Consider the following 25,848-nt stretch of genomic DNA (forward strand, 5'->3'; position numbering starts at 1 on the left):
CTCGTTCAATCCGGCCCGATGGCCGGCATCACCCTATCAAGTCAGGATCACTGCTATGTTCGGCGGATTTGCCAAGTCCATCTTCGGATCGTCCAACGATCGCTACGTGAAGTCGCTGCGCAAGGTCGTTCAGAAGGTCAACGATTTAGAGCCCGCTATCCAGGCGATGAGCGACGACGAGATCAAGGCGCAGACCGCCCGCTTCCGCGAGCGGCTCGCCGCCGGCGCCTCGCTCGACGACATCCTGCCCGAAGCCTTCGCGACCGTCCGCGAGGCGGCGTGGCGGGTGCTCGGCCAGCGCCATTACGATGTGCAGATCATCGGCGGCATGGTGCTGCACCGGGGCGAGATCGCCGAGATGCGCACCGGCGAGGGCAAGACCCTGGTCGGCACGCTCGCCGTCTACCTGAACGCGCTGGAGGGGAAGGGCGTCCATGTCGTCACCGTGAACGACTATCTCGCCCGCCGCGACGCGGACTGGATGGGGCAGATCTATCGCTGGCTCGGCCTCACGGTCGGCGTGATCGTCCCCAATCTCACCGATCCGCAGCGCCACGACGCCTATCATGCCGACATCACCTATGGCACCAACAACGAGTTCGGCTTCGATTATCTGCGCGACAACATGAAATACGACCGCGCCCAGATGGTGCAGCGGCCGTTCAACTTCGCGATCGTCGACGAGGTGGACTCGATCCTGATCGACGAGGCGCGCACGCCGCTCATCATCTCCGGCCCGACCGAGGACAAGTCCGAACTCTACATGGCGCTCGACCAGATCGTGAAGGCGACGCCGGCCGACGATTATGAATATGACGAAAAGGACAAGCGCGTCCTGCTGACCGAGGAGGGCACCGAACGGATGGAGCGGCTGCTCGAGGCGGAAGGGCTGCTGGTCGGATCGAATCTCTACGATTTCGAGAACACCCAGGTCGTCCACCATCTCAACCAGGCACTGCGCGCCAACGTCGCCTACAAGCGCGACATCGATTATATCGTGAAGGAAGGAAAGGTCGTCATCATCGATCCGTTCACCGGACGCATGATGGATGGGCGGCGCTGGTCGGAAGGTCTGCACCAGGCGGTCGAGGCCAAGGAAGGCGCCGACATCGAGCCGGAGAACCAGACCCTCGCCTCGATCACTTTCCAGAACTATTTCCGTATGTATCCGAAGCTTTCCGGCATGACCGGCACGGCGGCGACCGAGGCCGCCGAATTCTTCGACATCTACAAGATGAACGTCGTCACCATCCCGACCCACAAGCCGGTGCTGCGCAAGGACGACGACGACGAATTCTACAAGAATCAGGAAGACAAGTTCGCCGCCATCGTCGAGGCGATCAAGGAAAAGCAGAAGATCGGCCAGCCGATCCTGGTCGGCACCGTTTCGATCGAGAAGTCCGAGCTGCTGTCGGACTATCTCAAGAAGGCCAAGGTGAAGCACGAGGTGTTGAACGCCCGCTATCACGAGCAGGAAGCGCATATCGTCGCGCAGGCCGGCCGCTACGGCGCCGTCACCATCGCGACCAACATGGCCGGCCGCGGCACCGACATCCAGCTGGGCGGCAATATCGAATTCCGCATCGCCGACGAGCTTGGCGGCATGGAGGAGGGTCCGGCCCGCGAGAAGGCGGAGGAAAAGATCCGCCGCGAGATCGTGGAGGAGCGCGAACGCGTGATCGCCGCCGGCGGCCTGTTCGTGCTCGGCACCGAGCGGCACGAAAGCCGGCGCATCGACAACCAGTTGCGCGGCCGTTCAGGCCGCCAGGGCGATCCGGGCCTCAGCCGCTTCTACCTGTCGCTCGACGACGATCTGCTGCGCATCTTCGGTCCGCAAACCATGTTCGCCCGGCTGATGAACAAGAATCTCGCCGACGGCGAAGCGATCATCTCGCCCTGGATTTCCAAGGCGATCGAAACCGCGCAGAAGAAGGTCGAGGCGCGCAACTACGACATCCGCAAGCAGGTCGTGGAATATGACGACGTGATGAACGACCAGCGCAAGGTCATCTACGAGCAACGCGCCGACATCATGGATTCAGCGACGGTCGGCGATGTCGTGATCGACATGCGCTCCGAAACGGTGAACGGCCTGATCGGCGAGGCGATTCCGCCCAATTCCTATCCCGAGCAATGGGATCTGGAGATGCTGAAGGAGCGGGTCGAGGCCGTGTTCCAGCTTACGCCGCCTTTCGACGACTGGGTGAAGGAAGACGAGGTCGATCCGGAGATTTTCGTCGAGCGGGTCCAGGGGCTGGCCGACGCGCAGATTGCCGAGAAGCTGGCGCAGATTCCCGAGGAGGACTGGATCCGCTTCGAGAAGGATGTGCTGTTGCGCGCGCTCGATCATCACTGGAAGGAGCATCTCGCGATGCTCGACGCGCTGCGCCAGGTCGTCCATCTGCGCGCCTATGCCCAGCGCAAGCCGATCGACGAATACAAACACGAGGCGTTCCGGATGTTCGAGCGGATGCTGGCCGCGATCCGCGAGGACGTGACCTCGACCTTGGCGCGCGCGCGGGTGGCGCCACCGGTCGATCTGCCGGAAATGCCCGACATCTTCACATCTCATATCGATCCGTTTTCGGGCGACGACGACACGGCCGACATCGATGCCGGGACCGGCGCGATCCTGTCGCGTCTGCCGCCGTTGCAGATGCCGCAGCAGGCGCTGGCCGCGGTCGGAGCGGGTCCCGGCGAGATCGCGCCGCCGGCGAGCCGCAACGCGCCCTGCCCGTGCGGTTCGGGGCGCAAGTACAAGCACTGCCACGGCGCGACCGCCTGAACAGGACTCCCCGCCGCTCTTCCGACGGCGGAGATCGTCCTATCGCTGATCAGCGCCGCGGATCGTCGGCGGGATCGACATAGGCGATACCGCCCGGGCCGATCGTGTTGAGCTGGATCACGGTTTCCTCGTCCGTATAGCCGTAATGCGCCATGCCCGGCGGCACGGCGAAGAAGCCGCCGGCGGCGAGCGGCGTCGTTCGCGCCCTGTCTCCGTCCTCGCCCAGGCCGAGATGGAAGGTGCCGGAAATGACCGTGACGATCTCGTGGCGCTCGTGGCGATGCGGCGGCAACCGGTAGCCGGCGGGCAGCTTCATCCGCAGCACGAACATCTCCGGCGCGCCGGGATTGCCGTACAGCACCGAGACGCGTGGGCCAGGCGGTAGCGAGGGCGGGCTGGATCGGAACGGGACGTCGTGGCCGTGCAGCACCACCGGGTCTTCGGCGATGGCGGCCGCAGGCCAGGCCGTCGCGGCGCACAGGGCAATCAAGGCAATTCGCAAGATCCTTCTCCCGCAATTGTCGATGAGCCCGTCGCTCGCCTAGGCGCTGGGGGCAGGCAGGGCAAGTTCGGCGGCTGCCATCCGGCGCGCCCGTGCTTCATTCGAATTGCGGGATAGTGGCTCCCCGGGACGGATTCGAACCATCGGCCGTCCGATTAACAGTCGGATGCTCTACCGCTGAGCTACCGGGGAACATAGTCGAGGCGGGGCCTATAGCAGCGGCATTTCGGAACATGCAAGGCGCTTCGCGGCCTTTTTCACACCGCGAACTGCTCCATCGCGATCCGCTCGTCGAGCGCGTGCTCGGGATCGAAGAGCAGGTTGAGCGCATGATCGCGATCGATGCACACCTCGATCGTCGAAACGTCGCGCACTTCGATCTGGTCGGCGACGGCGAGGACGGGGCGCTTCACCGGATCGAGCACGCGAAAGACGATCCTGAGATCGTCGGCGATCAGAGCGCCACGCCAGCGGCGGGGGCGGAAGGGGCTGATCGGCGTGAGTGCGACCAGTTTCGAATGGAGCGGGAGGATCGGGCCCTGCGCGGAGAGATTGTAGGCGGTGGAGCCGGCCGGCGTCGCGACCAGCACGCCGTCGCAGATCAGCTCCGGCAGCACGACGCGGCCATTCACGGAGACCTCGATCCAAGCCGTCTGGCGGGTTTCGCGGAGCAGCGAGACCTCGTTGATCGCGTTGTGGCGGACGACCTGGCCGTCCACGCCGGTCGCGGTCATTTCCAGCGGCGCGACCGAGAAGGACCTGGCCCGCGCCAGCCGCTCGTCCAGCGCTTCGATCCGCCATTCGTTCATCAGGAAGCCGACCGTGCCGCGATTCATCCCGAAAACCGGACAGACCTTGCCGCGCGCCAGCATCTCGTGGAGCGTCTGGAGCATGAAGCCGTCGCCGCCCAAGGCGACAATCAGCTCCGCTTCTTCCGGCGGCACGAAGGCATAGCGTTCGCGCAGCATCGCATCGGCGGCCTGCGCCGCCTCGGCATGGGAGGCGACCAACGCCATCGGCTTGTGGGCGGGCCCGGACATGCCTCTGACTAGGGCGTGGCCGCGCGATCCGTCAATGTGCCAAGCCGGGAACGCCGCCGGCGCGGGGTGATTGGCGCGGCCCGAACGACGGGTTAGGCTTGCCGCATGGGGGCGCCGCTCTTCATTCTCTCGTTCCGCCATCGCGACGAGCTGACCCGGCTCGTCGAGAAAGGCGGCTGGCAGCCGATCGCGGCGCGGCGGACGGACAATGCCGAGGCGCGGTTCGTTGCTTCCGGCGCGAGCGTGGCGCTGGTCGATGCGCGCGGCGCGCTGGCCGAGGGGCTGGAGGCGGTGCGCGCCATCGCCGACGCCGCCGAGGCCAATGCCGCCGCCCTGCTCGTCCTGGTCTCGCGCACCGACGGGGCGGCGCTGGACGAGCTGCACCGGCTCGGCGCGACCCATTTCCTGATCAGCCCCTTCACCGACGCGACGTTGTTGCAGGCCATCCAGTTCGCGCGGCGCCATGCCGAGCGGACGGGCGGCGCGCGGCCGATGACGCGGACCGGCGAGAGCGAGGCGGCCTCGTGGCGCTGGCGGCCGGGATCGCGCAGCGTCGAGCTTTCCCCCGCGCTGGCCCGTAAGGTCGGGCTGGGCGAGACGGACGGGCGGCGGATCAGCCTGATGGAGCTGTTCCGCAAGCTGGACGGCGAGGGCCGCCGCGCCGCGCGCGAGGCGATCGACCGGGTACTGGCCACCGGCGAGGCGACCGCCTTCGCGCATCAGGACGCCGAAGCGGAGGGCGGACGGCTCGCCCACCATGTCCGGGTGCTGCCGGAGGGCGAGATCGCCGGGCGGGCGGAGACGATCGGGCAAGGCGGCGGCGCGCGGCGCGATCCGCTGACCGGGCTGGCCGACGGCCGCGCGGCGCGGGCCTGGATCGCCGAGCGGACCGGCGCGCCGGTCGTGGCGCTGCTCCTCTCGGTCAACCGCTACGACGCGATCAACGCCGCTTTCGGGCGCGAGACCGGCGATGCGGTGCTGCAGGCGGTGGCGCGGCGGATCGAGCGGCATCTGAAGGACGACGGGCGGCCCCGGCTGGTGGCGCGGATGGCGGGCGCGGAGTTCGCCGTGCTGCTCGCCCCGCCCGCGACCCTGGGCGATGGCCGCTTCCTCGCCGGCGCGCTGGTCGAGGCGATCGGCCGGCCCTTCGCGAGCGGCGACCATGTCGTCGCACTGGGCGGACGGGCCGGCGTCGCGGTGTCGCAGGCGGGCGACGACGCGGCGGCCCTGCTGCGCCGGGCCAGCGCCGCCTTGGCCGAGGCGAAGGGCGCGGACAGCGCGCCGGTGCGGGTGCTGGAGGAGGGCGAGGAAAGCGCCGCGGCGCGCGACGACCGGCTCGAGGTCGATCTGCGCCGCGCGCTCGCCCGCGACGAGATCGAGATCCGCTTCCAGCCGCAGGTGGCGGTGGCGAGCGGCGAGATCGTCGGGGCCGAGGCGCTCGCCCGCTGGATTCACCCCGATCATGGCGAGCTGGGCGCCAACATCCTGTTCGGCGTCGCCGAACGCTCCGACTATCTGGTCCAGCTCTCCGACCATGTGCAGAGGAAGGCGGTGCGGGAAGCGGCGGCCTGGCCGGCGGCGCTGGCGGGCCTGCGCCTGGCGGTCAACATCACCTCGGCCGACATATTGCGCCCCGGCTTCGCGGACCAGTTCGTGGCCCTGGTCCACGAGGCGGGCTTCGATCCCGCCCGGCTGACCGTCGAGGTGACGGAGACGGGCCTCATTGAGGATCTGGGCGGCGCGGCCGGCCTCCTCGCCGGGCTGCGCCAGGGCGGCCTTCGGGTCGCGATCGACGATTTCGGCACCGGCTATTCGAACCTTGCCTATCTGAAGGCCCTGCCGCTCGACTATCTCAAGATCGACAAGCGCCTCGTCCAGGACATCGCCGGATCGACCCGCGACCGGATCGTGGTCAGGAGCGTGATCGACATGGCCCGCTCGCTGGGCCTCGACGTGGTCGCGGAGGGCGTTGAGACCGAGGAGCAACTGGGCTTGCTCGCGCAGGAAGGCTGCACCCTCTACCAGGGCTTCCTGTGCGCCCCGCCGGTGAGCGCGGAGACGCTGGCGGAGCTGGTTGGCGGCCAAAAGTTAGTCAAAAGTTAGTCCAAGAACGGGGTGGGGCGGGCGCGAAACTTCGGCATCTTCACCGATATGCGCGATGGTGGGCCGCAGGATTTTTTGCGTGGAACGGACGGTTTCAAAGAGCCGGTGAGCCGGGGGCAAGACCCCGAGTCGGGGGTGAGCGTGACAGAGGATTTCCTACATTGGAAGCGGCGGGCGGCGCCTTCTCTCAGCCCGTTGCGGATACTCGCTGATTTCTTTAAAGTCGTCTGATGAAATGGATCGCCGCTTTGCTCGGACTGGTATGCATTGGTGGCTTGCTTTACTTATTTTTAGTTCGCGATCGAAGTTTTCAGAGCTACGACGGCGCTCAAGTCGGGATGCCCATTGGCCCTGCCCTGCGTGAACTGGAACATGCAGGCTGGACACGGCTGGCGATTGGCTCAAATGAGATTAAGCAGAGCGATTGCACGGGGACCGAAAAATACTCGTTGGTTCAGCTTAGAAGCCCTGATTATCTTGTCACGATTTCATCAGACAGCGAATGCAATGTCTCGGAAATCAGCCGATCACTGCGGAATATGGAACTGTGACCGGACTCGTCGCTAGTCATATCGAATGACTGCGTTCCACCCACTAGGGACAGGTAGAGAAGGAACTTCTCCCTCTCCAATCGTCGCCCCGGACTTGATCCGGGGTCCAGCTTTTCTTGTTATCGGCTTCAAAGAAGCTGGATGCCGGATCAAGTCCGGCATGACGGGCTTGGGCTTGCGAAGTTGTCCCTCCACCAGCCTTCGCCTTCGGCTACGGCTGGTCCCCCTCCCCGAGAAATCTCGGGGAGGATAATCGCGTATCGGGAAAGGCGGTCACCCCAAAATCTTCGCCAGGCCCTTCGACAATTGCATGGCGCCGTTGAGGCGGGCTTCGGCGCTCGGCCAGTCGCGGGTGATGACGAGCTTGCTGTCGGGGCGGAGGCGGGCGGTGCCTTTCAGGCGTTCGACATAAGCGAGCAGGCCCGGCAGGTCCGGGAAGCCGTCTTCGTGGAAGTGGACGAGGGCGCCCTTGGGGCCGACGTCCAGCTTCGCGACCATCGCCTTGCGGCAGTTCATCTTGATCTCGATGATCTTGAGCAGGTTCGCCGTCTCCTCGGGCAGCTTGCCGAAGCGGTCGATCAGCTCGGCGGCGAAGGGGTCGATGTCGGCGGGGGTCTCCAGCTCGTTCATGCGGCGGTAGAGGCCCATGCGAAGGTCGAGATCGGGGACATAAGCGTCCGGGATGAGGATCGGCGCGTCGACGGTGATCTGCGGCGAGAAGGGCTCGGCGCGCTTCTCCAGCCCGCCCGCCCTGGCCGCGAGGATCGCGTCCTCCAGCATCGACTGGTAGAGTTCGAAGCCGACCTCCTTGATATGGCCGGACTGCTCGTCGCCGAGCAAATTGCCCGCGCCGCGTATGTCGAGATCGTGGGTGGCGAGCTGGAAGCCCGCGCCGAGCCCCTCGAGGCTGGCGAGCACCTTCAGGCGCTTGTCGGCGGTTTCGGTGGTGATGCGATCGGCGGGCGTCGTGAAATAGGCGTAGGCGCGGGTCTTGGCCCGGCCGACGCGGCCCCGGAGCTGATAGAGCTGGGCGAGGCCGAAGCGGTCGGCGCGGTGGACGATCAGCGTGTTGGCGCTGGGAATGTCGAGCCCGCTCTCGACGATGGTGGTGGAGAGCAGCACCTCATATTTCCGGTCGTAGAAGGCGCTCATCCGCTCCTCGATCTCGGTCGCGGACATCTGGCCGTGGGCGGTGACGGCGCGGACCTCCGGCACCTCCTCGCGCAGGAAGCGCTCGATGTCCGGCAGGTCCGCGATGCGGGGCACGACGAAGAAGGACTGGCCGCCGCGATAATGTTCGCGCAGCAGCGCCTCGCGGATCACCACGCCGTCCCACGGCATGACATAGGTGCGCACCGCGAGGCGATCGACCGGCGGGGTCTGGATCACGCTCAATTCGCGCAGGCCCGACATCGCCATTTGCAGCGTGCGCGGGATGGGAGTCGCGGTCAGCGTGAGGACGTGAACATCGGTGCGCAGCGATTTCAGCTTTTCCTTGTGGACGACGCCGAAACGCTGCTCCTCATCGACGATGACGAGGCCGAGATTCCTGAACTCCACGCCCTTGGCCAGCACCGCATGGGTGCCGATCACGATGTCGATCCTGCCCGCCTTCAGCCCCTCGCGGGTCGCGGCGGCCTCTTTTGCCGGAACGAGACGGGAGAGGCGGCCGATCTCGATCGGGAAGCCCTGGAAGCGTTCGCGGAAATTCTGGACATGCTGGCGGGCGAGGAGGGTGGTGGGCGCGACCAACGCGACCTGCATCCCCGCCATCGCCGCGACGAAGGCGGCGCGCAGCGCGACCTCGGTCTTGCCGAAGCCGACATCGCCGCAGACGAGCCGGTCCATCGGCTTGCCCGCGCCGAGGTCCGCGATCACATCGTCGATCGCGCGGTCCTGATCCTCCGTCTCCTCATAAGGGAAGCGATCGGCGAAGGCGGCATAGCCGGTATCGGGCGCCGCCACCGCCCCGGTGCGCAGCGCGCGTTCCGCGGCGGTCTTGATGAGCTCGTTCGCGATTTCGCGGATGCGCTCCTTCATCCGCGCCTTGCGCCGCTGCCACGCCTCGCCGCCCAAGCGGTCGAGGGTCACGCCCTCGCTCTCGTTGCCGTAGCGCGAGAGGATGTCGATATTCTCGACCGGCACGTAGAGCTTGTCGCCGCCGGCATAAGTGAGCGCGACGCAATCGTGCGGCGCCTTCTGCACCGGGATCTGGGTCAGCCCCTCATAGCGGCCGATGCCGTGATCGGCATGGACGACGAGATCGCCGGGGGTGAGGGTGACGAGCTCGTCGAGAAAGGCCTGGCTGCTCTTCTTGCGGCGGCGGCGGACGAGGCGGTCGCCGAGCATGTCCTGCTCGGTGAGCAGGGCGACGTCGGATGTGGTGAAGCCGTGATCGAGCTGGATGACGGCGAGGGCGACGGGGGCAGTTCCTCCCCGGAACGGGGAGGGGGACCGCGAAGCGGTGGAGGGGCCGGAGGCGTCGACCCCTCCACCATCCTTCGGATGGTCCCCCTCCCCGTTCCGGGGAGGATTTGAAGAGGCGCCCAGCGCCTGCTGCCAGGTCTCCACCTCGACCGCATTTGCCAACCCATGATCGGCGAGCAGGCCCTTCAGGCGCTCGCGCGAGCCCTGGGTGTAGGAGGCCAGGACGATCTTCTTGCCCGCGCGCCGCAGCTCGGCGACATGATCGGCGACGGCTTCGTAGACGTTCGCGTTCCGGGCGCGCTCGGGGGCGAAATCGCGGGCGGGATCGACCTCGAAATCGAGGACGCGGGCGCTTGTCGGTTCGTGGAAGGGCGTGACGAGATGGGCCGGGCGGTCGGCGACCAGCGTTTCCCATTCGTCGCGGCCGAGATAGAGCGCGTCGGGGGCGAGCGGGCGATAGCTGCCGGGATCGGACGACAAGGCGCGTTCGCGATTGGCATGATAGTCGGCGATCGCTTCGAACCGCGCCTCGGCCGCGCCGCTGTCGCCGGGGTCGCGGACGATCAGGTCGTCCGGCCCAAGATGATCGAACAGGGTGGCGAGGCGCTCCTCGAACAAGGGCAGCCAGTGATCGAGGCCGGCGATGCGGCGGCCTTCGGAGATGGCCTGATAGAGCGGATCGCCGGTCGCGGTGGCGCCGAACAATTCGCGATAGCCCGAGCGGAAGCGCTTGATGCTGTCCGCGTCGAGCAGGGTTTCGGAGGCGGGGAGCAGGGTGAAGCCGTCGATCCGCGCGATGCTGCGCTGGCTGGCGGGATCGAAGCTGCGCACGCTTTCGATCTCGTCGCCGAAGAAATCGAGGCGGAGCGCGGTCTCCTCGCCCGCCGGGAAGAGATCGACCAGGCCGCCGCGCACCGCGAACTCGCCGGGATCGCGGACCGTCTCGGTGCGGCTGTAGCCGTTGGCGGCGAGCAGGGCGGCGAGGCGGTCGCGGTCGATCCGCTCGCCGGGCGCGAGACGGGCGACGAGCTGGCGGATGCGGAACGGGCTCAAGGTGCGCTGGAGCGCGGCGTTGACGGTGGTGACGAGGAGCTGGGGCTTGGTGGACGGACGCTGAAGCGCGTGGAGGGTGGCGAGGCGTTCCGAGGTGGCGCGCAGCGAGGGCGAGGCGCGATCGTAGGGCAGGCAATCCCAGGCCGGGAAGACGAGCGTCTCCAGCTCCGGCGCGAAATGTTGCGCGGCATCGGCGAGCGCGCGCATCGCCGCCTCGTCCGGCGCGATGAACACGGCGCGCGCGCCTTTTGATTTTCCGGGCGCGGCGCGCGCGAGATCGGCGGCGAGCCAGGGCAGGAAGCCGGCGGGGATGCCGGCCAGCGTCATCGGCTGCGCGGCGGCGAGGATTTTGTGGAGGTCGGTCATGTTCTTGCCGTCATTGCGAGGAGCGTAAGCGACGAAGCAATCCAGTGGGCTTCGGAGGTTCCACTGGATTGCTTCGCTCCGCTCGCAATGACGAGGAGTGGAATGCGAGCATCACGGCAGCCGGATGTAATCGAGGGCCTGGAGGCGCTTCATCATCTCGCCTTGCCGGCGCTCCGGCACGGGCGCGGTGCGCATCGCCCAGGCGAGGATGTCGACATCCTGCTCCTCCAGCAGCGCCTCGAACTCGTCCAGCTCGGCGTCGGACCAGCCGGCATGGTGGGCGTCGAAGAAGCCGCCGACCAGCATGTCGGCCTCGCGCACGCCGCGATGCCAGGCGCGGAATTTCAGGCGTTTGAGGCGAGTGTCGCGATCCATATTTTCCATAGCCGATTGGCCGGCGGGCTTTGCGGAGCCAGCCGGCGTTGATAGTCAGGTCAGATAGCCATGCGCCCGGACATCCTCAACCCGCTGTTCGCCGAAGTGGAGGTGCTGAAAGGCATCGGGCCGGCGCTCGCCAAGCCGCTACACCGGCTGAAACTGGACCGGGTGGTGGACGTGCTGTTCCACCTGCCGGCGGGCTGGATCAACCGCAAGAAGGTGGCGCGGCTCGACGAGGCGGACGTGGGCCGGGTCATCACGATCGCGCTGACGGCGGTCGATTACCGGCAGAGCGGGGGGCGGGGGCCGTTTCGCGTCCATGCGACCGATGCGGGCGGGGACTACGTCACGCTCACCTATTTCCACAATCCCGGCTGGGCGAGGAAGCAATTGCCGCTGGGCGAGGCGCGGATCGTGTCCGGCAAGCTCGACCGCTACGGGCAGGATTTGCAGATGGTCCATCCGGACCATGTGCTGCCGGTGGGCGAGGGGGCGGCGATCCCGGAGCGCGAGCCGGTCTATCCGCTGTCCGAGGGACTGACCAATCACCGGCTGGGCGATCTCGCCGGGCAGGCGCTGGCACGGGTGCCGGAGCTGGCGGAGTGGATCGAGCCGAGTTTGAAGGCGCAGCGCGGCTGGCCCGATTGGGCCGAGGCGCTGGCGACGGCGCATCGCGATCCCGCGGCCGCTGCGGCGCGTGCGCGCCTCGCCTATGACGAGGTGTTCGCGAACCAGCTCGCGCTGACCCTGGTGCGGGCCTCCTCGCGTAGGCGGCGCGGGGTGCCGCTCCATGGCGACGGGCGGCTGCGCGAGATGCTGGACCTGCCTTATGCGCCGACCGGGGCGCAGCGGCGGGCGGTGGCGGAGATCGAAGGGGACCTGCAGCAGGAGACGCCGATGGTGCGGCTGCTGCAGGGCGATGTCGGGTCCGGCAAGACCCTGGTGGCGCTGATGGCGATGCTGGCGGCGGTCGAGGCGGGGGCGCAGGCGGCGTTGCTGGCGCCGACCGAGATCCTGGCGCGGCAACATCACGAGAACCTCTCGCGGCTGCTGGCGGGGTTGCCGGTGAACGTCGCGATCCTGACCGGGCGGGACAAGGGGCGCGCACGCGAATCCTGCCTGATGGGGCTGGCCGATGGGTCGATCCATATCCTGATCGGCACGCATGCGATCTTCCAGGAAAAGGTCGCCTATAAGCGGCTCGGACTGGCGGTGGTGGACGAGCAGCACCGCTTCGGCGTGGCGCAGCGGATGATGCTGGCGGGCAAGGCGGAGCGTCCGCCGCATCTGCTGGTGATGACCGCGACGCCGATCCCGCGCACGCTGACCCTCACCCATTATGGCGAGATGGACGTGAGCCGGCTCGACGAGATGCCGCCGGGGCGCATGGCCGTAGAGACCCGGGTGATGAACGAGGAGCGGCTAAGCGAGGTGGTGGACGGCCTCGGCCGCCATATCGCGGCGGGGCGGCAGGCTTATTGGGTGTGCCCTTTGGTCGAGGAAAGCGAGGCTCAGACTCCTTTTGGGGACCTCGCCGCCGCCGAGGAGCGGGCGCGGGTGCTGTCCATGCGCTTTCCCGGGCAGGTGGGCGTCGTCCACGGCCGGATGAAGGGGCCGGAGAAGGACGCGGTGATGGAGGCCTTCGCGGGCGGCCGCCTCGCCGTTTTGGTCGCGACCACGGTGATCGAGGTCGGCGTCGATGTGCCGAACGCGACCCTGATGATCGTCGAACATGCCGACCGCTTCGGGCTGGCGCAGCTCCACCAGCTCCGGGGACGGGTCGGGCGCGGCGACCAGCGCAGCGTCTGCCTGCTGCTGCGCGGCGGCGCGCTCAGCGAGACGGCGCGGGCGCGCCTCGCCCTGATGCGCGAGACCAATGACGGCTTTCGCATCGCCGAGGAGGATCTGCGGCTGCGCGGGGCGGGCGAGATATTGGGCACGCGCCAGTCGGGCGAGGAGCAGTTCCGCGTGGCCAGCCCCGAACAGGTCGCCGAACTGGCCCCCGCCGCGACGGACGATGCGCGATTGCTGGTCGATCGCGACGGCGGGCTGGAGGGCGAGCGGGGCCGGGCGGCGCGGGTGCTGCTCTACCTGATGGAGCGCGACGCGGCGGTGGGCTTGCTGCGCGGCGGGTAAGTCCTCCCCGTTCCGGGGAGGATCAGGCTTTCAGCAGGCCGTGCTTCTTCTTGCCGGCGGAGATGCGGACGTCGCCGGTCACTTCGATCGTGACGTCCTCGCCCGCCGTTTCGCCGTCGATGCGGGCGCCGCCCTGCTCGATCAGGCGGCGGGCCTCCTTCTTGGAGGCGACGAGGCCGAGGCCGACGAGGGCATCGACCAGGCTGATCCCGCCCAGCACGCGCAGGGTGGGGAGGTCGGCGCCGGCCGTGCCCTCCTCGAAGGTCAGCCTCGCGGTTTCGGCGGCGGCCTTCGCGGCATCCAAGCCGTGCAGCATGGCGGTGGCGGCGTCGGCGAGGGCCTTCTTGGCCTCGTTGATCTCGGCGCCGTCCAGCACCGCCAGCCGGGCGATCTCGTCGAGCGGCAGATCGGTGAACAGCTTCAGGAAGCGGCCGACATCGGCATCCTGCGTGTTCCGCCAGAACTGCCAGTAATCATAGGGGGCGAGCTGGTCCGCGTTGAGCCAGATCGCGCCTTTCTCGGTCTTGCCCATCTTGCCGCCGTCGGCGGTGGTGATGAGCGGGGTGGTGATGCCGAACACCTCGACGCCGTCCATCCGCCGGGTCAGCTCGATGCCGTTGACGATATTGCCCCATTGATCGGAGCCGCCCATCTGCAGCCGGCAGGCGGCGCGGCGGGAGAGCTCGCGGAAATCGTAGCCCTGCAGGATCATGTAGTTGAATTCGAGGAAGCTCAGCGACTGCTCGCGGTCGAGCCGGAGCTTCACGCTGTCGAAGCTGAGCATCCGGTTGACCGAGAAATGCTGCCCGACCTCGCGCAGGAAGGGGATATATTCGAGCTTGTCGAGCCAGTCGGCATTGTCGAGCATGACGGCGTCGGTGGGCCCGTCGCCGAAGGTCAGGAAGCTTTCGAAGACCCGCTTGATCGAGGCGATGTTGGCGTTGATCGCCTCGGGCGTGAGCATCCGCCGCGCCTCGTCCTTGAAGCTCGGATCGCCGATCTTCGACGTGCCGCCGCCCATCAGCACGATCGGCTTGTGCCCGGCCTGCTGGAGCCGACGCAGCATCATGATCTGCACCAGGGAGCCGACATGGAGCGACGGCGCGGTCGCGTCGAAGCCGATATAGCCGGGCACGATCTCCTTCGCCGCGAGCGCGTCGAGCGCCGCCGCGTCGGTCATCTGATGGACATAACCTCGCGCGGAGAGCAGGTTCAGCAGATCGGATTTGTATTCGGTCATGGCGGGAGCGTGCTTAGCGACACGCACCCTTCACGTCATCCCCGCGCACGCGGGGATCCCGCTTCTTTCTTGCGGCGGCCGATAAGGGAAGGTTAGCTGGATTCCCGCGTTCGCGGGAATGACGGGAGGATATGGTCGTCATCCTGCATCTGGAAGCCGAGACGCCATGAACATGATGCTGAAGCTTGTTCCGCATCCGGGTTTCCCGCCGAAGCGGATAACCGGCGTGGGAGTCCAGTTGGCTTGGGACCAGCAAGGTACGCTCTGGCTGGAATATTGCGTGCATGGTGCCGAGGCGTTGGCGTTGCCGCCCGAGGCCGATCCACGCCGCGCTGACGGGTTGTGGAAGACGACATGCTTTGAACTCTTCTGCACGAAGCCTGATATGGCGGGCTATTATGAGTTCAACTTTTCGCCGTCGTTCGAGTGGGCTGCCTATGCTTTCGAAGGCTATCGAACAGGGATGCAGGAACTCTCCGCGGAAGATCCGGAAATCCAAATGTCTTCAACGGGCAAACATTTCTTCCTCGCCGCCGAACCCTGGCCGCCCGAACTGCTGCGGGGTGCAACCAGGCTCGCGCCCACCGCCGTGATCGAGGAAACCGACGGCACCAAATCCTATTGGGCGCTCGCCCATCCCGATCCGGAGAGGCCGGATTTCCATCATCCCGGCGGATTTATACACGAACTGCCGCCCTCGGATTGAATTCGTCATTGCGAGGAGCGGAGCGACGCGGCAATCCAGACCTTCGTTCCGCCCACCACTGGATTGCTTCGCTGCGCTCGCAATGACGACATCTCTCACATTCGGCATCGACCGGCTGCTCGCCGATCCCGGACTGCGCAAGCCGCTCGAAGGCAAGCGCGTCGCGCTGCTCGCGCACCCCGCTTCGGTGACGGCGGACCTGACGCATAGCCTGGACGCCCTGGTCGCGGTGGGGCTGAATGTCTCCGCCCTGTTCGGGCCGCAGCATGGCGTGCGCGGCGATCTTCAGGACAATATGATGGAATCGCCGGATTATACCGATCCGACCTACGGCATGCCGGTGTTCAGCCTCTATGGCGAGGTGCGCCGGCCGCGCGGGCAGTGGATGGGCACGTTCGACGTGCTGCTGGTCGACCTGCAGGACGTGGGCTGCCGCATCTACACCTTCGTGACGACCCTGCTCTACGTGCTGGAGGCGGCGGCCGAGCATGGCAAGACGGTGTGGGTGCTGGATCGGCCCAATCCGGCGGGGCGGCCGATCGAAGGGCTGACTTTGCGGCCGGGCTGGGAGAGCTTCGTCGGGGCGGGGCCGATGCCGATGCGGCACGGGATGACGCTCGGCGAACTGGGGCATTGGTTCATCGATCATTTCAAGCTGGACGTGGAGTATCACGTCGTCGCGATGGAGGGTTGGCGGTCCAATGAAGCGCCGGGCTTCGGCTGGCCGCCGGAGCGGGTGTGGATCAATCCCAGCCCCAATGCCGCGAACGTCAACATGGCGCGCGCCTATGCCGGCACGGTGATGCTGGAGGGCACGAATTTGAGCGAGGGCCGGGGGACGACCCGGCCGCTCGAATTGTTCGGCGCGCCGGACATCGACGCGCGGGCGGTGATCGCGAAGATGCGGGAGCTGGCGCCGCACTGGCTGGCGGGCGGTGCGTTGCGCGACATGTGGTTCCAGCCGACCTTCCACAAGCATGTCGGCGAATTGTGCGCCGGCATCTTCATCCATGCCGAGGGGCCGGGCTACGATCATGCGGCGTTCCGGCCCTGGCGGCTCCAGGCGCTCGGCTTCAAGGCGATCCGCGCGCTCCGGCCGGATTACGAATTGTGGCGCGATTTCCCTTACGAATATGAGTTCGGCAAGCTCGCCATCGACGTCATCAACGGTTCGCCGCTCTTGCGCGAATGGGTGGACGACGACGGCGCCACGCCCGCCGACCTCGACGCGCTGACCGTGCCGGACGAACAGGCATGGGACGAGGTCCGGCGGCCCTTCCTGCTCTACTGACGGCTGGAATTCGGCCGATGCGGATGGAACACCCCCCGTTCGCCCTGAGCCTGTCGAAGGGCTGTCCTTTCTTTTTGTGTCTGAAAAGAAAGGACAGGGCTTCGACAAGCTCAGGGCGAACGGTGTTTTGATTCAGGTCAACCGAATCTAGACCGGCAGCGCCATCAACGGCGCCAGCCATGCGGCGCCGCGCGCCAGCGCCTCGCGGCTCAGCCCGAACTGCTCCAGCGTGTAAAGATGCCCGTGATGCGCCCGCGCGCCGGCGACATAGGCCGCCATGCGCGCGCGAACCTGGGGAGTCAGTTCCATGCCCAGGAAGGCATAGACGCGCGCCATCTCGCTTTCCCAGCATGCGTCCATCGCCTCGCAGGCGATGTCGAGCTGCGGCACGTCCGGCCGCGCGGCGCGGGCGGCGGCGGTGCGTTCCCGCCGCAGTCGCGTCTTGCGCAGCCATTCGCGGCCGATCCATCCGCGGTCGGCGCTGTCCGACTGGATGCGCATCTGGTGCCAGACGAGCGAGGCGGAGGAGGCGACCACCCGCTCGGTATCGCGATCGAGGCAGAGCAGCCGCGCGTCGGGGAAGGCCGCGAGCAGGGACGGCAGGTCCTGCATGAATTGCGGGGCCTTCAGCACCCAGGGGCGGTCCGCCGGTTCCCTGCGCGCCCAGCCGATCGTCTGGAGCAAAGCGCGGAATTCGCGGTAGAGCCAGTCCGTGTCGGCCTCTTCCCACCAGCGGGTGAAGGCGGGCACGCGCCATTGCGCCTCGAACTGGGCGGAGCCGAAGGAGAAGCCGAACAGGCCGAATTCCTCGTCCGGGTCCTTCGCCTTCATCGGGTGGATGGCGGCGACATCCGGGTTGAAGAGTTTCAGCGCCGCGATGCTGGCGCTGGTCCTGATCGCGCGGCCCGGCGCGGGGACCGGGTGCAGCGATTCATAAAGCCGCGTATGGGCGAGTCGCGGATCGCAGGCGAGCAGGCGCTGCAGCCGGGTCGTGCCGGAACGCATCGGCCCGAGGATCACGATCGGCGCGGGGATCGGCCGGGCGAGGATTTCGGGGCGCTTTTCCCACAGCCGGACGGCGCGGATGCGCGCGCGCAGGGCATCGACGATCTGCCCGTGCGCCATGGCGAGACCGAGCGGATTGAGATCGGCCTCCTCGCGCAGCGACCGGACGAGCAATTCGAACGGCGCGCGCCATTCCCGTGCGCGACCTAGCGCCGCGCGTGGCTTGCCCCTCAGCGCCGTCGCCTCGAACAGAGCCGGCTCCAGCCGCGGGCGCGGCAGCACCTTCGCCTCCCACGCCCGGGCCAGGCCGCGATTGGCGAGATTGGCGGCGCGCGACGGCGCGTCGGAAGAGCGCGTTCTCGATTCAGCCGGTGCCGCCGTCATCGCATCCCCTGTTCGCGCATAATCTTGCATGAAAGGGGGAGGGAATCGCAAGATCGTTGCGCGGAGAAAGGGATGAAGGGTCAGTTCTTCCGGCTCAAAGTCCGCATCGCGTCGTCGAGGCCGGCCAGCGTGAGCGGGTACATGCGGTCCTGCATGAGCTGGCGGACCACGCCGATCGAGCTGGTATAGCCCCAATATTTCTCCGCGACCGGATTGAGCCAGACGGCGGCGGGGTAGGTGTTGGTCATCCGCTGGAGCCAGACGGCGCCCGCCTCCTCGTTGAAATGCTCGACCGAGCCGCCCGGATGGGTGATCTCGTAGGGGCTCATCGAGGCGTCGCCGACGAAGACCAGTTTGTAGTCGTGGCCGAATTTATGAAGCACGTCCCACAGCGGCGTGCGCTCGGTGAAGCGGCGGCGATTGTCCTTCCACACCGCCTCGTAAGGGCAATTGTGGAAATAGAAGAATTCGAGATTCTTGAACTCGGCCGTCGCCGCGCTGAACAGTTCCTCGACCAGCCTGATATGCGGGTCCATCGAGCCGCCCACGTCGAGGAAAAGCAGCAGCTTCACCGCGTTGTGCCGCTCCGGGCGCATCCGGATGTCGAGCCAGCCGCGCCGGGCGGTGCCGTCGATCGTCGCGTCCAGGTCCAGCTCGTCGGCCGCGCCGTCGCGGGCGAAGCGGCGCAGGCGGCGGAGCGCCACCTTGATGTTGCGGGTGCCGAGCTCGACCTCGTTGTCGAGGTTGCGGAACTCGCGCTTGTCCCAGACCTTGATCGCCCGCTTGTTGCGGCTCTCCCCGCCGATCCGCACGCCTTCGGGATTGAAGCCCGAATTGCCGTAGGGACTGGTGCCGCCGGTGCCGATCCATTTGGAGCCGCCCTGGTGGCGCCCCTGCTGCTCCTCGAGCCGCTTCTTCAGCGTCTCCATGATCTCCTCCCAGGAGCCGAGCGACTCGATCTCTTCCATCTGCTCCGGGGTCAGATAGAGCTCGGCGACCGCCTTCAGCCACTCCTCCGGGATCGGCGCCTCTTCGGTGCCGTAACTCGCCTCCAGCCCCTTGAAGACCTTGCCGAACACCTGGTCGAAGCGATCGAGCAGGCCCTCGTCCTTCACGAAGGTGGCGCGCGCCAGATAATAGAAATCCTCCGGCCGCGCGGCGATCACTTCGGCGTCCAGCGCCTCCAGCAAAGTCAGATGCTCTTTCAGGGAGGCGGGAATCCCCGCGGCGCGCAGCTCGTCGACGAAGGAGAAGAACATGGGCAACGCTTCTAACGCAGACCCGCGCGCGGGTCACCAGACCGCTAACGCCACGACAGCCCGCCGAATATGAGGATCAGCAGGATCAGCCCAGAGCCTATCGCCGGCAAGACGACCGGCATCAGGATCACCGCAGCAAGGACGGTATTTCCGAGCCTGTGCACGGCGACTGAAACCGCGATAATGCCCCAGGCCAGCGGAACGAAGAAGAAGGGAAGGCTGGCATCGTAATACCCCATAGCCCACGCAAGAATGCCGCCGCCCGCCTCCCCCCACAATGTGAAGAAGGTCAGCACGGCAGCGGCGATGACGGCGATACCCAGAACGATGCGATAGGTCATGGCCACAGCCCTGATCGAGATCGTTCCGCCGCGATAACAAAACAAATCGCTCGCGCCCAGCAGCGTATCGGCAAAGCCGTGGTTAACGTCCTTTCAACCAATTCGCCTTAGCCAGTCCGCACGCGAGATTAGAGGGGATTACGGGGTGGCGAGCAGCGCGGTTGAACGGACGGACGGCGAGGCGATCAGCGCGGTCGCGCGCAATTGCGGCAGCCTGGCGATCGAATGCAGCGACGTGGCCGGCTATGTCGCCGGCGTCAACGAGCGCATCTCCGCCAATCTGAAGATGCTGGACGCGCTCGAGGAGGTCACGACCCGTTTGCTCGCCGACCAGGCCACCGTCGCCGATTCCACCGACGAGGCGCGGGTGCTGGCCGAGCAGGCGCGCGGCAAGCTCGATCAGGGGCGCGGTGCGATCGAGGACACGATCCGCGTCTTTTCCGGCCTCACCGACCTGGTCGTCCAGCTGGGCGACCGCATGGCCGGCTTCGCCGAGGCGATGACAAAGGTCCGCACCGTCTCCGCCGCGATCGAGACGATCGCCAACAAGACCAACATGCTGGCCCTCAACGCCACGATCGAGGCGGCCCGCGCCGGCGAGGCGGGGCGCTCCTTCGCGGTCGTCGCCGCCGAGGTGAAGAAGCTCGCCCACGACACGCGTGCGGCGACCAGCGAGATCGCCGGCACCGTCGCGTCATTGACCCGCGAGGCCGAGGCGGTGTCCGCCGAGGTCAAGGCCGGGGTCGACAAGAGCCGGGTGGCGCAGAGCGCTTTCTCCCGGATCAACGACACGGTGCGCGACGTCGCCGAGATCGTCGCTTTGGTCGATCGTCAGACCGACGGCATCGCCCAGTCGACCAGCCACATCCAGGCCAGCGTCGACAGCGTGAAGAGCGGCCTGTCGCTGTTCGCCGCCGACGCGCGCGAAAATGGCGGGCAGCTGCGCCAGACCCAGGACCGGCTGAGCAAGCTCGAGCTCATGTCCAACGACATGTTGGACCGGCTCGCCAGCTCCGGCGTCCATATCGACGACACGCCGTTCATCGAGTACGCGCAAAAGGCGATGCGCGAGATCCGCGAGATCGTCGAGCGCGGCATCCGCAAGAATGAGATCGACATCGAGTCGGTCTTCGATTTCGATTACAAGCCGATGGCCGGCACCAATCCGGTGCAGTACGAAACCGGCTTTTGCGAATTCGCCGATGCCTGGGTCCGCCCGGTGCTCGACCGGCTGATGGGCGAGGAGCCGCGGCTGATCGCCACCGCGATCACCGACATCAACGGCTATCTGCCCACCCACATCTCCGACCGTTCGCAGCCGCAGCGGCCCGACGATCCGGAATGGAATGCCGAGCATTGCCGGAACCGGCGCAACTTCATCGACGACGTCACCCGCCGTGCCATCGCCAGCGAGAAGGAGGCGATGCTCGCCACCTACGGCATGGACCTCGGCCAGGGCCGCTATCTGCCGGTCAAGAACGTCTTCGTGCCGCTCCATTTCGGCGGCCGCCGCTGGGGCAATTTCGAGCTCGCCTACCGCGACGACGCCGCTAGCTGACCCGTCAGGCGGCGAACACCAGCATCGCGCCGCACACCACCAGCATCATCGCCACCACCGGTCCGATGAAGCGCAGCCATGCACCGTAGCCGATGCCCAGCATGGCGAGGGACGGCAGGATCAGCCCGGAAGGCGTGATCAGGTTCATTAGGCTGTGGCCGAACAGATAGGCGCTGACCAGCGCCGAGCCGGACACGCCCACCCCGATCGCGACCGGCGCGAGCAGCGGCATGGTCAGCACCGCCATGCCGGACTGGGAGGAAATGGCGAGGCAGAAGACGAAGAAGAACCCCATCGCGCCGATCAGGAACAGGCCGGGCGAGGTTCCGGCGAGCAGGTTGCTCGCCCAGTCGATGATCGTCGCATCGACATGGCTGTTCTCCAGCACCACCGTCACCGCACGCGCCAGCCCCACGACCATGCCGACGCCGAGCAGGTCGCGGGCGCCCTTCAGGAAGGTCTCGATCCGGTCGCCGGCGGGTTGCAGCGCGCCGATCACGATCGCGGCGCCCAGAAACAAGGCGGTCATCTCTGCGAACCACCAGCCGAGCTGCGATACGCCGTAGATCATCGTCGCGAAGGTCGCGGCGAACAGGATGAGGAGCAGCCGGGTGCGCCCGGCCAGCGGCGGCGGCGGCCCGTCATGGAGCTCGGCCATGGCCGGCGCGGCGGCGTCCGGCGGCGCCAGGGATCGCGCCGGATCGCGCCGCACGATCCGGGTGTAGCGCAGCGTCCAGGCCAGCAGCAAAGCGACCGCGACGAACCAGGCGAAGCTGCGCAGCACCAGCCCGTCCGTCCAGTTCACGCCCGCGATGGCGCTGGCGATGATGGTCGAGAAGGGGTTGGTCATGCTGCCGACGATGCCGATCTGCGATCCGCCGTAGATGACGGCGAGCGGCACCATCCGGTCATAGCCGGCGGCGAGGAAGACGGGAGCGAGCAGGGGGTAGAAAGCGAATGTCTCCTCGGCCATGCCGAAGCTCGCGCCGCCCATCGCCATCAGCACCGTCACGATCACGATCAGCCAGTGCTCGCGGCCGCGGAAGCGGTGAGCCAGGGCGGCCAGCCCGGCGTCGAACGCGCCGGTGCGGTTGAACAGGGCGATGAAGCCGCCGATGACCAGCACGAAGAAGATGACGTCGGCCGCGCCGACCATGCCCGCGACGGGTGCCGTCAGGATCGCCAGCGGCCCGGCCGGGCTCGGATCGATCCGCCGGTAGCTGCCGGGAACGGGCACGGGCCGCGAGGCGCTGCCGTCGGTGAAATTCTGCAGGGGCGTGCGGACGCCCAGCGCGTCGAGCGTGGCCTGCGTCGCGGGGAGCCGTCGCTCGGCATCGCCGGCTTTGAGGACGAAGGCGGAGCCGGCCTTGTCGTAGCTCAGCTTGCTGTGATCGCCGGCCGGGATCAGCCATGTCGCCGCCGCGGTGATCGCGATGATCGCGAACAGCAAGGCATAGACGGACGGCGCACGACGAAAGATCGACACGGCAAGCCCCCGCAGGCGGCCCGTCACCGGGGACGCAGGTGCGCCCGCCGCTTTGATTGCCGCTGATTCCCCCGCCGGCTCATGAAGGCGAGCCGCGCGCGCAGCATGACATCCTGTTCGTTCCCGGGCAACGCCCCATCGAGTGGCGGATCGTTCTGGAGTGTCTCGCAGCGAGCGGCAGCGCCTAGATGGTGTCGTCCTTTGACGAGGGAACGGCCTCGTGCACATTGATGTTCGCATCGCCGCCGACGACCCGGTCGATCACGGCGCGTATGCGCTGGCTTCCCTGATCGCCGCCGGCAAGGATGTCGCCGATCTGCGCGTCCGTGGGCACGCCGTCGAACGCGCCGAGCAGCAGCGTGCGGCCGATGCGGTGATCGAACAGGACGAAGCGGCCCGCCTGGTTGGTCTGCACCACCTCCAGCAACCGCCCCGAATCCGAAATGGGAACAATCAGGACGCTGCGCTTGCGGGCTCCGTCCGCTGGCATCAGCGATCGCAGGACCGGAAAGCGCATGTCGCCGGCACGGACCAGGCTGGACAGGCACCAGGCGGGCCCGAAGCGGGGGGTGAGCAAAGCGGGACCGTCGGATTCGCGGGCATCGTCGTCATTCTCGGCGACCCCGATTATCGCCTCTTCCGTAGCGATGAGGGCGTCGCTCGCCAGCAGGGAGGCGCGGGGGGCGGGCGACGCCTCGCCGCAGGCTTGCGGCACCAGCGGCTCCGGCGGACGCGCCTGGCCCGCGAAGCGCAGGCCGTCGAGCAGCGCGTTCATCGCCCGATCGACCTCGGCCCGGCGTGCCTCCGGACCGGACACCCGCAATTTGACGATCCACTGGCCGACCTTGAGAAAGGCGGCGCTGCTCGCCAGGCTGCCGCGAAAATTGGCATAATCGATGCGGATCGCGCTGTCCGCCTGGCCGCCGGCGGACACGACAGTCTGGCCGATTACGCGGGGTGCGCTCTCGGCGATGTAATGAATGAAATAATCGGTGGTGAAGGCGGTCAGCCCGGCATGAGCCAGGTTCGGCGTGTAGACGTAAAGCGTCGCGAAGACCTGCCGGTCCGCGCTCTGGTAGCGCACGGCGCTGTCCAGCCCGGACGCATAATCCTGCCCCTCGGTCGCCCGGTCGAAGCGCAATCCGCCGATCCGGTCCGGCGCGCTGATCGACGCGGCGGTGAAATGGACCCGTCCCTGGGCGCGTGTGACCGTTCCGGACGCCGCATCGCGCACCTGCGCGCCGGCGGGGACGGAGATGAGGAAAGCGGCCAGAGCCAGCGACAGCGATCTGAACACCTTGGTCCCCCCGAAATTGCCGCGCCAGCCTAGGGTCCGTACTCAATAGGCGCAACGGTCGTGACGGAGTGGATTTCGGGTCAGGGCAAGGAGCGAGGAGGGAGCGATGCTATCGCATCGTGACCGACGAGCGACGCGGCTCTGGCGCGAAAGCCGCCCGCGGCCTGCTCCGGACGATCACGGCCATTGCGCCTATTGAGTACGGACCCTAAGTGAACGCGGATCGGGGAGCAAGCAGCGGCAAGTCTATCCCTGGCGCCGGCTCATGAAGGCCAGCCGCTCGAACAGCATCACGTCCTGCTCGTTCTTGAGCAATGCACCGTGGAGCGGGGGGATCGCCTTGCTCGGGTCCTGCGATTGCAGGACGTCGAGCGGCAGATCCTCGTGCAGCAGCAGCTTCAGCCAGTCGATCAGCTCGCTGGTCGACGGCTTCTTCTTGAGCCCCGGCACCTCGCGGACGGAATAGAAGATGTCCATCGCCTTCTGGACCAGGATGGTCTGGATGCCGGGGAAGTGGACGTCGATGATCGCCTGCATCGTCTCCCGGTCCGGGAACTTGATATAGTGGAAGAAGCAGCGGCGCAGGAAGGCGTCCGGCAGCTCCTTCTCGTTGTTCGAGGTGATGACGACGACCGGGCGCTCCTTCGCCACGATCGTCTCGTGCGTCTCGTAGACGTCGAACGACATGCGATCCAGCTCCTGGAGCAGATCGTTCGGAAACTCGATATCGGCCTTGTCGATCTCGTCGATCAGCAGGACGGGCAGCTGGGGCGAGGTGAACGCCTCCCAGAGCTTGCCCTGCTTGATATAATTGCGGATGTCGTGGACCCGTTCGTCGCCGAGCTGCCCGTCGCGGAGGCGCGCGACAGCGTCATATTCGTACAGGCCCTGATGGGCCTTGGTGGTGGATTTGACGTGCCATTCGATCAGCGGCGCATCGAGCGCGGCGGCGATCTCGTGCGCCAGCACCGTCTTGCCCGTCCCCGGCTCGCCCTTCACCAGCAAGGGCCGGCGCAGCGTCACCGCCGCATTGACCGCGACCTTGAGATCCTCGGTGGCGACATAGGAGGAAGTGCCTTCGAAACGCATGCGGGGCCCTTTACGCGAACGTCAATGTCGCGGAGGCTTAAGCATGGCGGGGAGGAGGGCGCAAGGGCGCGCCGGAGATCAGCTCCCCCGCCGCGCCTGTTCCCTGGCTTCGAGCAAATCCCATAGCCCGTGATGCTGCAGCGCGAGCTGCTGGGCGCCGAACATGATGGCGCGCTCGATCGCTGGGGTGGCGCCGCAACTGTCGGCGATGCCGGACAGCGTTTCGGCGTCGCCCAGGCCGTAGGGGGGCGCATCGACGCCGAAGCGGCGGGCGGCGGCGTCGAGCAGGCGGCGCACCGCGATCCAGTCCGCCGCGAAGGCCAAGCCGGCGCCGAGCGCGCAGCCGCGCCGGTCGGACTGGGCAAGGGTGGAAAGAGCAGAGCGCACGCCGATCACCGCCGTCTCGCTCTCAGTGCCGCCGGGCGTACCGGGGGCGGCGCCGGCGGCGACGGCGAGGCGGGTCAGCCAGGCGCGCTCCACCGCGACCGCGTCGCAGGCGGCATCGAGCCACTCTTTCGCCGCCGGCTCGATCGAGCGCAGCGCGGCGAGCTCGACGATCCCGGGATGGCGGCCATGCAGCGCGCACAGGAAATGGATGGCGTCGGCGAGGTTGCGCGCCGAGTCCTGCCCCGTCAGCAGCGCGTCGCTTCCGACATAGGCATGGGCGGCGCTGCCATGCTCGGCGACGCGCGCGAACAGCAACGAACCGGTGCGTGCCGAACCTGTTTTCGCGACCGAAACCGATGCCATTCTTGTCCTCCGCGACGCCCTTTCCGGCGGCCCTTGCGCGAGGGTCTAGCGCAAGGGCCGTAAAGAGGAGGTAAAGCCGGCGCCCGGAAGGTTGCGGCGGA

Annotated in this window: 19 protein-coding genes and 1 tRNA gene; 7 read left to right on the plus strand and 13 right to left on the minus strand. The window is 67.2% G+C overall.

Features of this window, described 5'->3' with window-relative positions; genetic code table 11:
• Positions 1-55 precede the first annotated feature (55 nt).
• The gene (gene secA, locus KF780_08535) at positions 56-2,785 is read left to right on the plus strand and encodes a preprotein translocase subunit SecA (GenBank protein ID MBX3561847.1); all 2,730 of its coding nucleotides are present in this window, start codon (positions 56-58) and stop codon (positions 2,783-2,785) included.
• A 49-nt stretch (positions 2,786-2,834) separates the two neighbouring features.
• Here secA and KF780_08540 read toward each other — a convergent pair whose 3' ends face one another.
• The 3 genes from KF780_08540 to KF780_08550 form a co-directional block, all read right to left on the minus strand.
• Complete coding sequence (locus KF780_08540; protein MBX3561848.1) at positions 2,835-3,275, minus strand: cupin domain-containing protein; 441 nt, start codon at positions 3,273-3,275, stop codon at positions 2,835-2,837.
• Between the two features lie 129 nt (positions 3,276-3,404).
• Positions 3,405-3,479 (minus strand) — tRNA-Asn (locus KF780_08545).
• Between the two features lie 65 nt (positions 3,480-3,544).
• On the minus strand, positions 3,545-4,327 hold the full coding sequence (locus KF780_08550; GenBank protein ID MBX3561849.1) for an NAD kinase: 783 nt from the start codon (positions 4,325-4,327) through the stop codon (positions 3,545-3,547).
• A 105-nt stretch (positions 4,328-4,432) separates the two neighbouring features.
• Here KF780_08550 and KF780_08555 point away from each other — a divergent pair, with 105 nt between their 5' ends.
• Together KF780_08555 and KF780_08560 are read left to right on the plus strand one after the other, a co-directional pair.
• Positions 4,433-6,430: a bifunctional diguanylate cyclase/phosphodiesterase gene (locus tag KF780_08555; GenBank protein MBX3561850.1), complete on the plus strand. Its 1,998-nt coding sequence runs from the start codon at positions 4,433-4,435 to the stop codon at positions 6,428-6,430.
• Between the two features lie 230 nt (positions 6,431-6,660).
• Complete coding sequence (locus KF780_08560) at positions 6,661-6,981, plus strand: hypothetical protein (protein MBX3561851.1); 321 nt, start codon at positions 6,661-6,663, stop codon at positions 6,979-6,981.
• A gap of 273 nt (positions 6,982-7,254) precedes the next feature.
• On the opposite strand, the gene mfd is transcribed toward KF780_08560, so the two are convergent.
• Together mfd and KF780_08570 are read right to left on the minus strand one after the other, a co-directional pair.
• Complete coding sequence (mfd, locus tag KF780_08565) at positions 7,255-10,827, minus strand: transcription-repair coupling factor (protein ID MBX3561852.1); 3,573 nt, start codon at positions 10,825-10,827, stop codon at positions 7,255-7,257.
• Between the two features lie 111 nt (positions 10,828-10,938).
• Positions 10,939-11,202 carry a succinate dehydrogenase assembly factor 2 gene (locus KF780_08570; protein MBX3561853.1) on the minus strand — a complete coding sequence of 88 codons (264 nt, stop codon included), beginning with the start codon at positions 11,200-11,202 and terminating at the stop codon, positions 10,939-10,941.
• 69 nt (positions 11,203-11,271) lie between these two features.
• Between KF780_08570 and recG the strand changes: the two genes are divergently transcribed.
• Positions 11,272-13,341: an ATP-dependent DNA helicase RecG gene (recG, locus tag KF780_08575; protein MBX3561854.1), complete on the plus strand. Its 2,070-nt coding sequence runs from the start codon at positions 11,272-11,274 to the stop codon at positions 13,339-13,341.
• A gap of 22 nt (positions 13,342-13,363) precedes the next feature.
• On the opposite strand, the gene KF780_08580 is transcribed toward recG, so the two are convergent.
• Positions 13,364-14,581, minus strand: coding sequence for a tyrosine--tRNA ligase (locus tag KF780_08580; GenBank protein ID MBX3561855.1), 1,218 nt, complete (start codon positions 14,579-14,581; stop codon positions 13,364-13,366).
• A gap of 226 nt (positions 14,582-14,807) precedes the next feature.
• On the opposite strand from KF780_08580, the gene KF780_08585 reads away from it, so the two are divergent.
• Both KF780_08585 and KF780_08590 read left to right on the plus strand, forming a co-directional pair.
• Complete coding sequence (locus KF780_08585; GenBank protein MBX3561856.1) at positions 14,808-15,287, plus strand: DOMON-like domain-containing protein; 480 nt, start codon at positions 14,808-14,810, stop codon at positions 15,285-15,287.
• 82 nt (positions 15,288-15,369) lie between these two features.
• A complete protein-coding gene (locus tag KF780_08590; GenBank protein ID MBX3561857.1) occupies positions 15,370-16,578 on the plus strand; it encodes a DUF1343 domain-containing protein in 1,209 nt (402 codons plus the stop codon).
• A gap of 147 nt (positions 16,579-16,725) precedes the next feature.
• Here the strand turns inward: KF780_08590 and KF780_08595 are convergent, their stop codons facing one another.
• From KF780_08595 to KF780_08605, 3 genes are all read right to left on the minus strand, one after another.
• Entirely contained in the window at positions 16,726-17,967 is a 1,242-nt protein-coding gene (locus tag KF780_08595; GenBank protein MBX3561858.1) for a sulfotransferase, read from the minus strand.
• Positions 17,968-18,047: 80 nt separating this feature from the next.
• Complete coding sequence (locus KF780_08600; GenBank protein MBX3561859.1) at positions 18,048-19,226, minus strand: VWA domain-containing protein; 1,179 nt, start codon at positions 19,224-19,226, stop codon at positions 18,048-18,050.
• Between the two features lie 44 nt (positions 19,227-19,270).
• Positions 19,271-19,567: a hypothetical protein gene (locus KF780_08605; protein ID MBX3561860.1), complete on the minus strand. Its 297-nt coding sequence runs from the start codon at positions 19,565-19,567 to the stop codon at positions 19,271-19,273.
• 145 nt (positions 19,568-19,712) lie between these two features.
• Here KF780_08605 and KF780_08610 point away from each other — a divergent pair, with 145 nt between their 5' ends.
• Entirely contained in the window at positions 19,713-21,125 is a 1,413-nt protein-coding gene (locus tag KF780_08610) for a chemotaxis protein (GenBank protein ID MBX3561861.1), read from the plus strand.
• 4 nt (positions 21,126-21,129) lie between these two features.
• Here the strand turns inward: KF780_08610 and KF780_08615 are convergent, their stop codons facing one another.
• From KF780_08615 to KF780_08630, 4 genes are all read right to left on the minus strand, one after another.
• Positions 21,130-22,611 (minus strand): YfcC family protein, encoded by a 1,482-nt coding sequence (locus tag KF780_08615; protein ID MBX3561862.1) that lies wholly within the window; start codon positions 22,609-22,611, stop codon positions 21,130-21,132.
• Between the two features lie 184 nt (positions 22,612-22,795).
• The gene (locus tag KF780_08620) at positions 22,796-23,908 is read right to left on the minus strand and encodes a hypothetical protein (protein ID MBX3561863.1); all 1,113 of its coding nucleotides are present in this window, start codon (positions 23,906-23,908) and stop codon (positions 22,796-22,798) included.
• A gap of 246 nt (positions 23,909-24,154) precedes the next feature.
• Positions 24,155-24,997 (minus strand): MoxR family ATPase, encoded by an 843-nt coding sequence (locus tag KF780_08625; GenBank protein MBX3561864.1) that lies wholly within the window; start codon positions 24,995-24,997, stop codon positions 24,155-24,157.
• Between the two features lie 78 nt (positions 24,998-25,075).
• Positions 25,076-25,747 carry a hypothetical protein gene (locus KF780_08630; protein MBX3561865.1) on the minus strand — a complete coding sequence of 224 codons (672 nt, stop codon included), beginning with the start codon at positions 25,745-25,747 and terminating at the stop codon, positions 25,076-25,078.
• Positions 25,748-25,848 lie beyond the last annotated feature (101 nt).

This window comes from Sphingomonas sp. (genome assembly GCA_019635535.1).
GTDB lineage: Bacteria > Pseudomonadota > Alphaproteobacteria > Sphingomonadales > Sphingomonadaceae > Allosphingosinicella.

Excerpts from the sequence above, each read along its gene's own strand:
- KF780_08590 (MBX3561857.1), top strand. The coding sequence starts at position 15,370 with ATGACGACATCTCTCACATTCGGCATCGACCGGCTGCTCGCCGATCCC.
- mfd (MBX3561852.1), bottom strand. The coding sequence starts at position 10,827 with ATGACCGACCTCCACAAAATCCTCGCCGCCGCGCAGCCGATGACGCTG.
- KF780_08605 (MBX3561860.1), bottom strand. The coding sequence starts at position 19,567 with ATGACCTATCGCATCGTTCTGGGTATCGCCGTCATCGCCGCTGCCGTG.
- KF780_08595 (MBX3561858.1), bottom strand. The coding sequence starts at position 17,967 with ATGACGGCGGCACCGGCTGAATCGAGAACGCGCTCTTCCGACGCGCCG.
- KF780_08630 (MBX3561865.1), bottom strand. The coding sequence starts at position 25,747 with ATGGCATCGGTTTCGGTCGCGAAAACAGGTTCGGCACGCACCGGTTCG.
- KF780_08580 (MBX3561855.1), bottom strand. The coding sequence starts at position 14,581 with ATGACCGAATACAAATCCGATCTGCTGAACCTGCTCTCCGCGCGAGGT.
- secA (MBX3561847.1), top strand. The coding sequence starts at position 56 with ATGTTCGGCGGATTTGCCAAGTCCATCTTCGGATCGTCCAACGATCGC.
- KF780_08600 (MBX3561859.1), bottom strand. The coding sequence starts at position 19,226 with ATGTTCTTCTCCTTCGTCGACGAGCTGCGCGCCGCGGGGATTCCCGCC.
- KF780_08550 (MBX3561849.1), bottom strand. The coding sequence starts at position 4,327 with ATGTCCGGGCCCGCCCACAAGCCGATGGCGTTGGTCGCCTCCCATGCC.
- recG (MBX3561854.1), top strand. The coding sequence starts at position 11,272 with ATGCGCCCGGACATCCTCAACCCGCTGTTCGCCGAAGTGGAGGTGCTG.
- KF780_08560 (MBX3561851.1), top strand. The coding sequence starts at position 6,661 with ATGAAATGGATCGCCGCTTTGCTCGGACTGGTATGCATTGGTGGCTTG.
- KF780_08570 (MBX3561853.1), bottom strand. The coding sequence starts at position 11,202 with ATGGATCGCGACACTCGCCTCAAACGCCTGAAATTCCGCGCCTGGCAT.
- KF780_08625 (MBX3561864.1), bottom strand. The coding sequence starts at position 24,997 with ATGCGTTTCGAAGGCACTTCCTCCTATGTCGCCACCGAGGATCTCAAG.
- KF780_08555 (MBX3561850.1), top strand. The coding sequence starts at position 4,433 with ATGGGGGCGCCGCTCTTCATTCTCTCGTTCCGCCATCGCGACGAGCTG.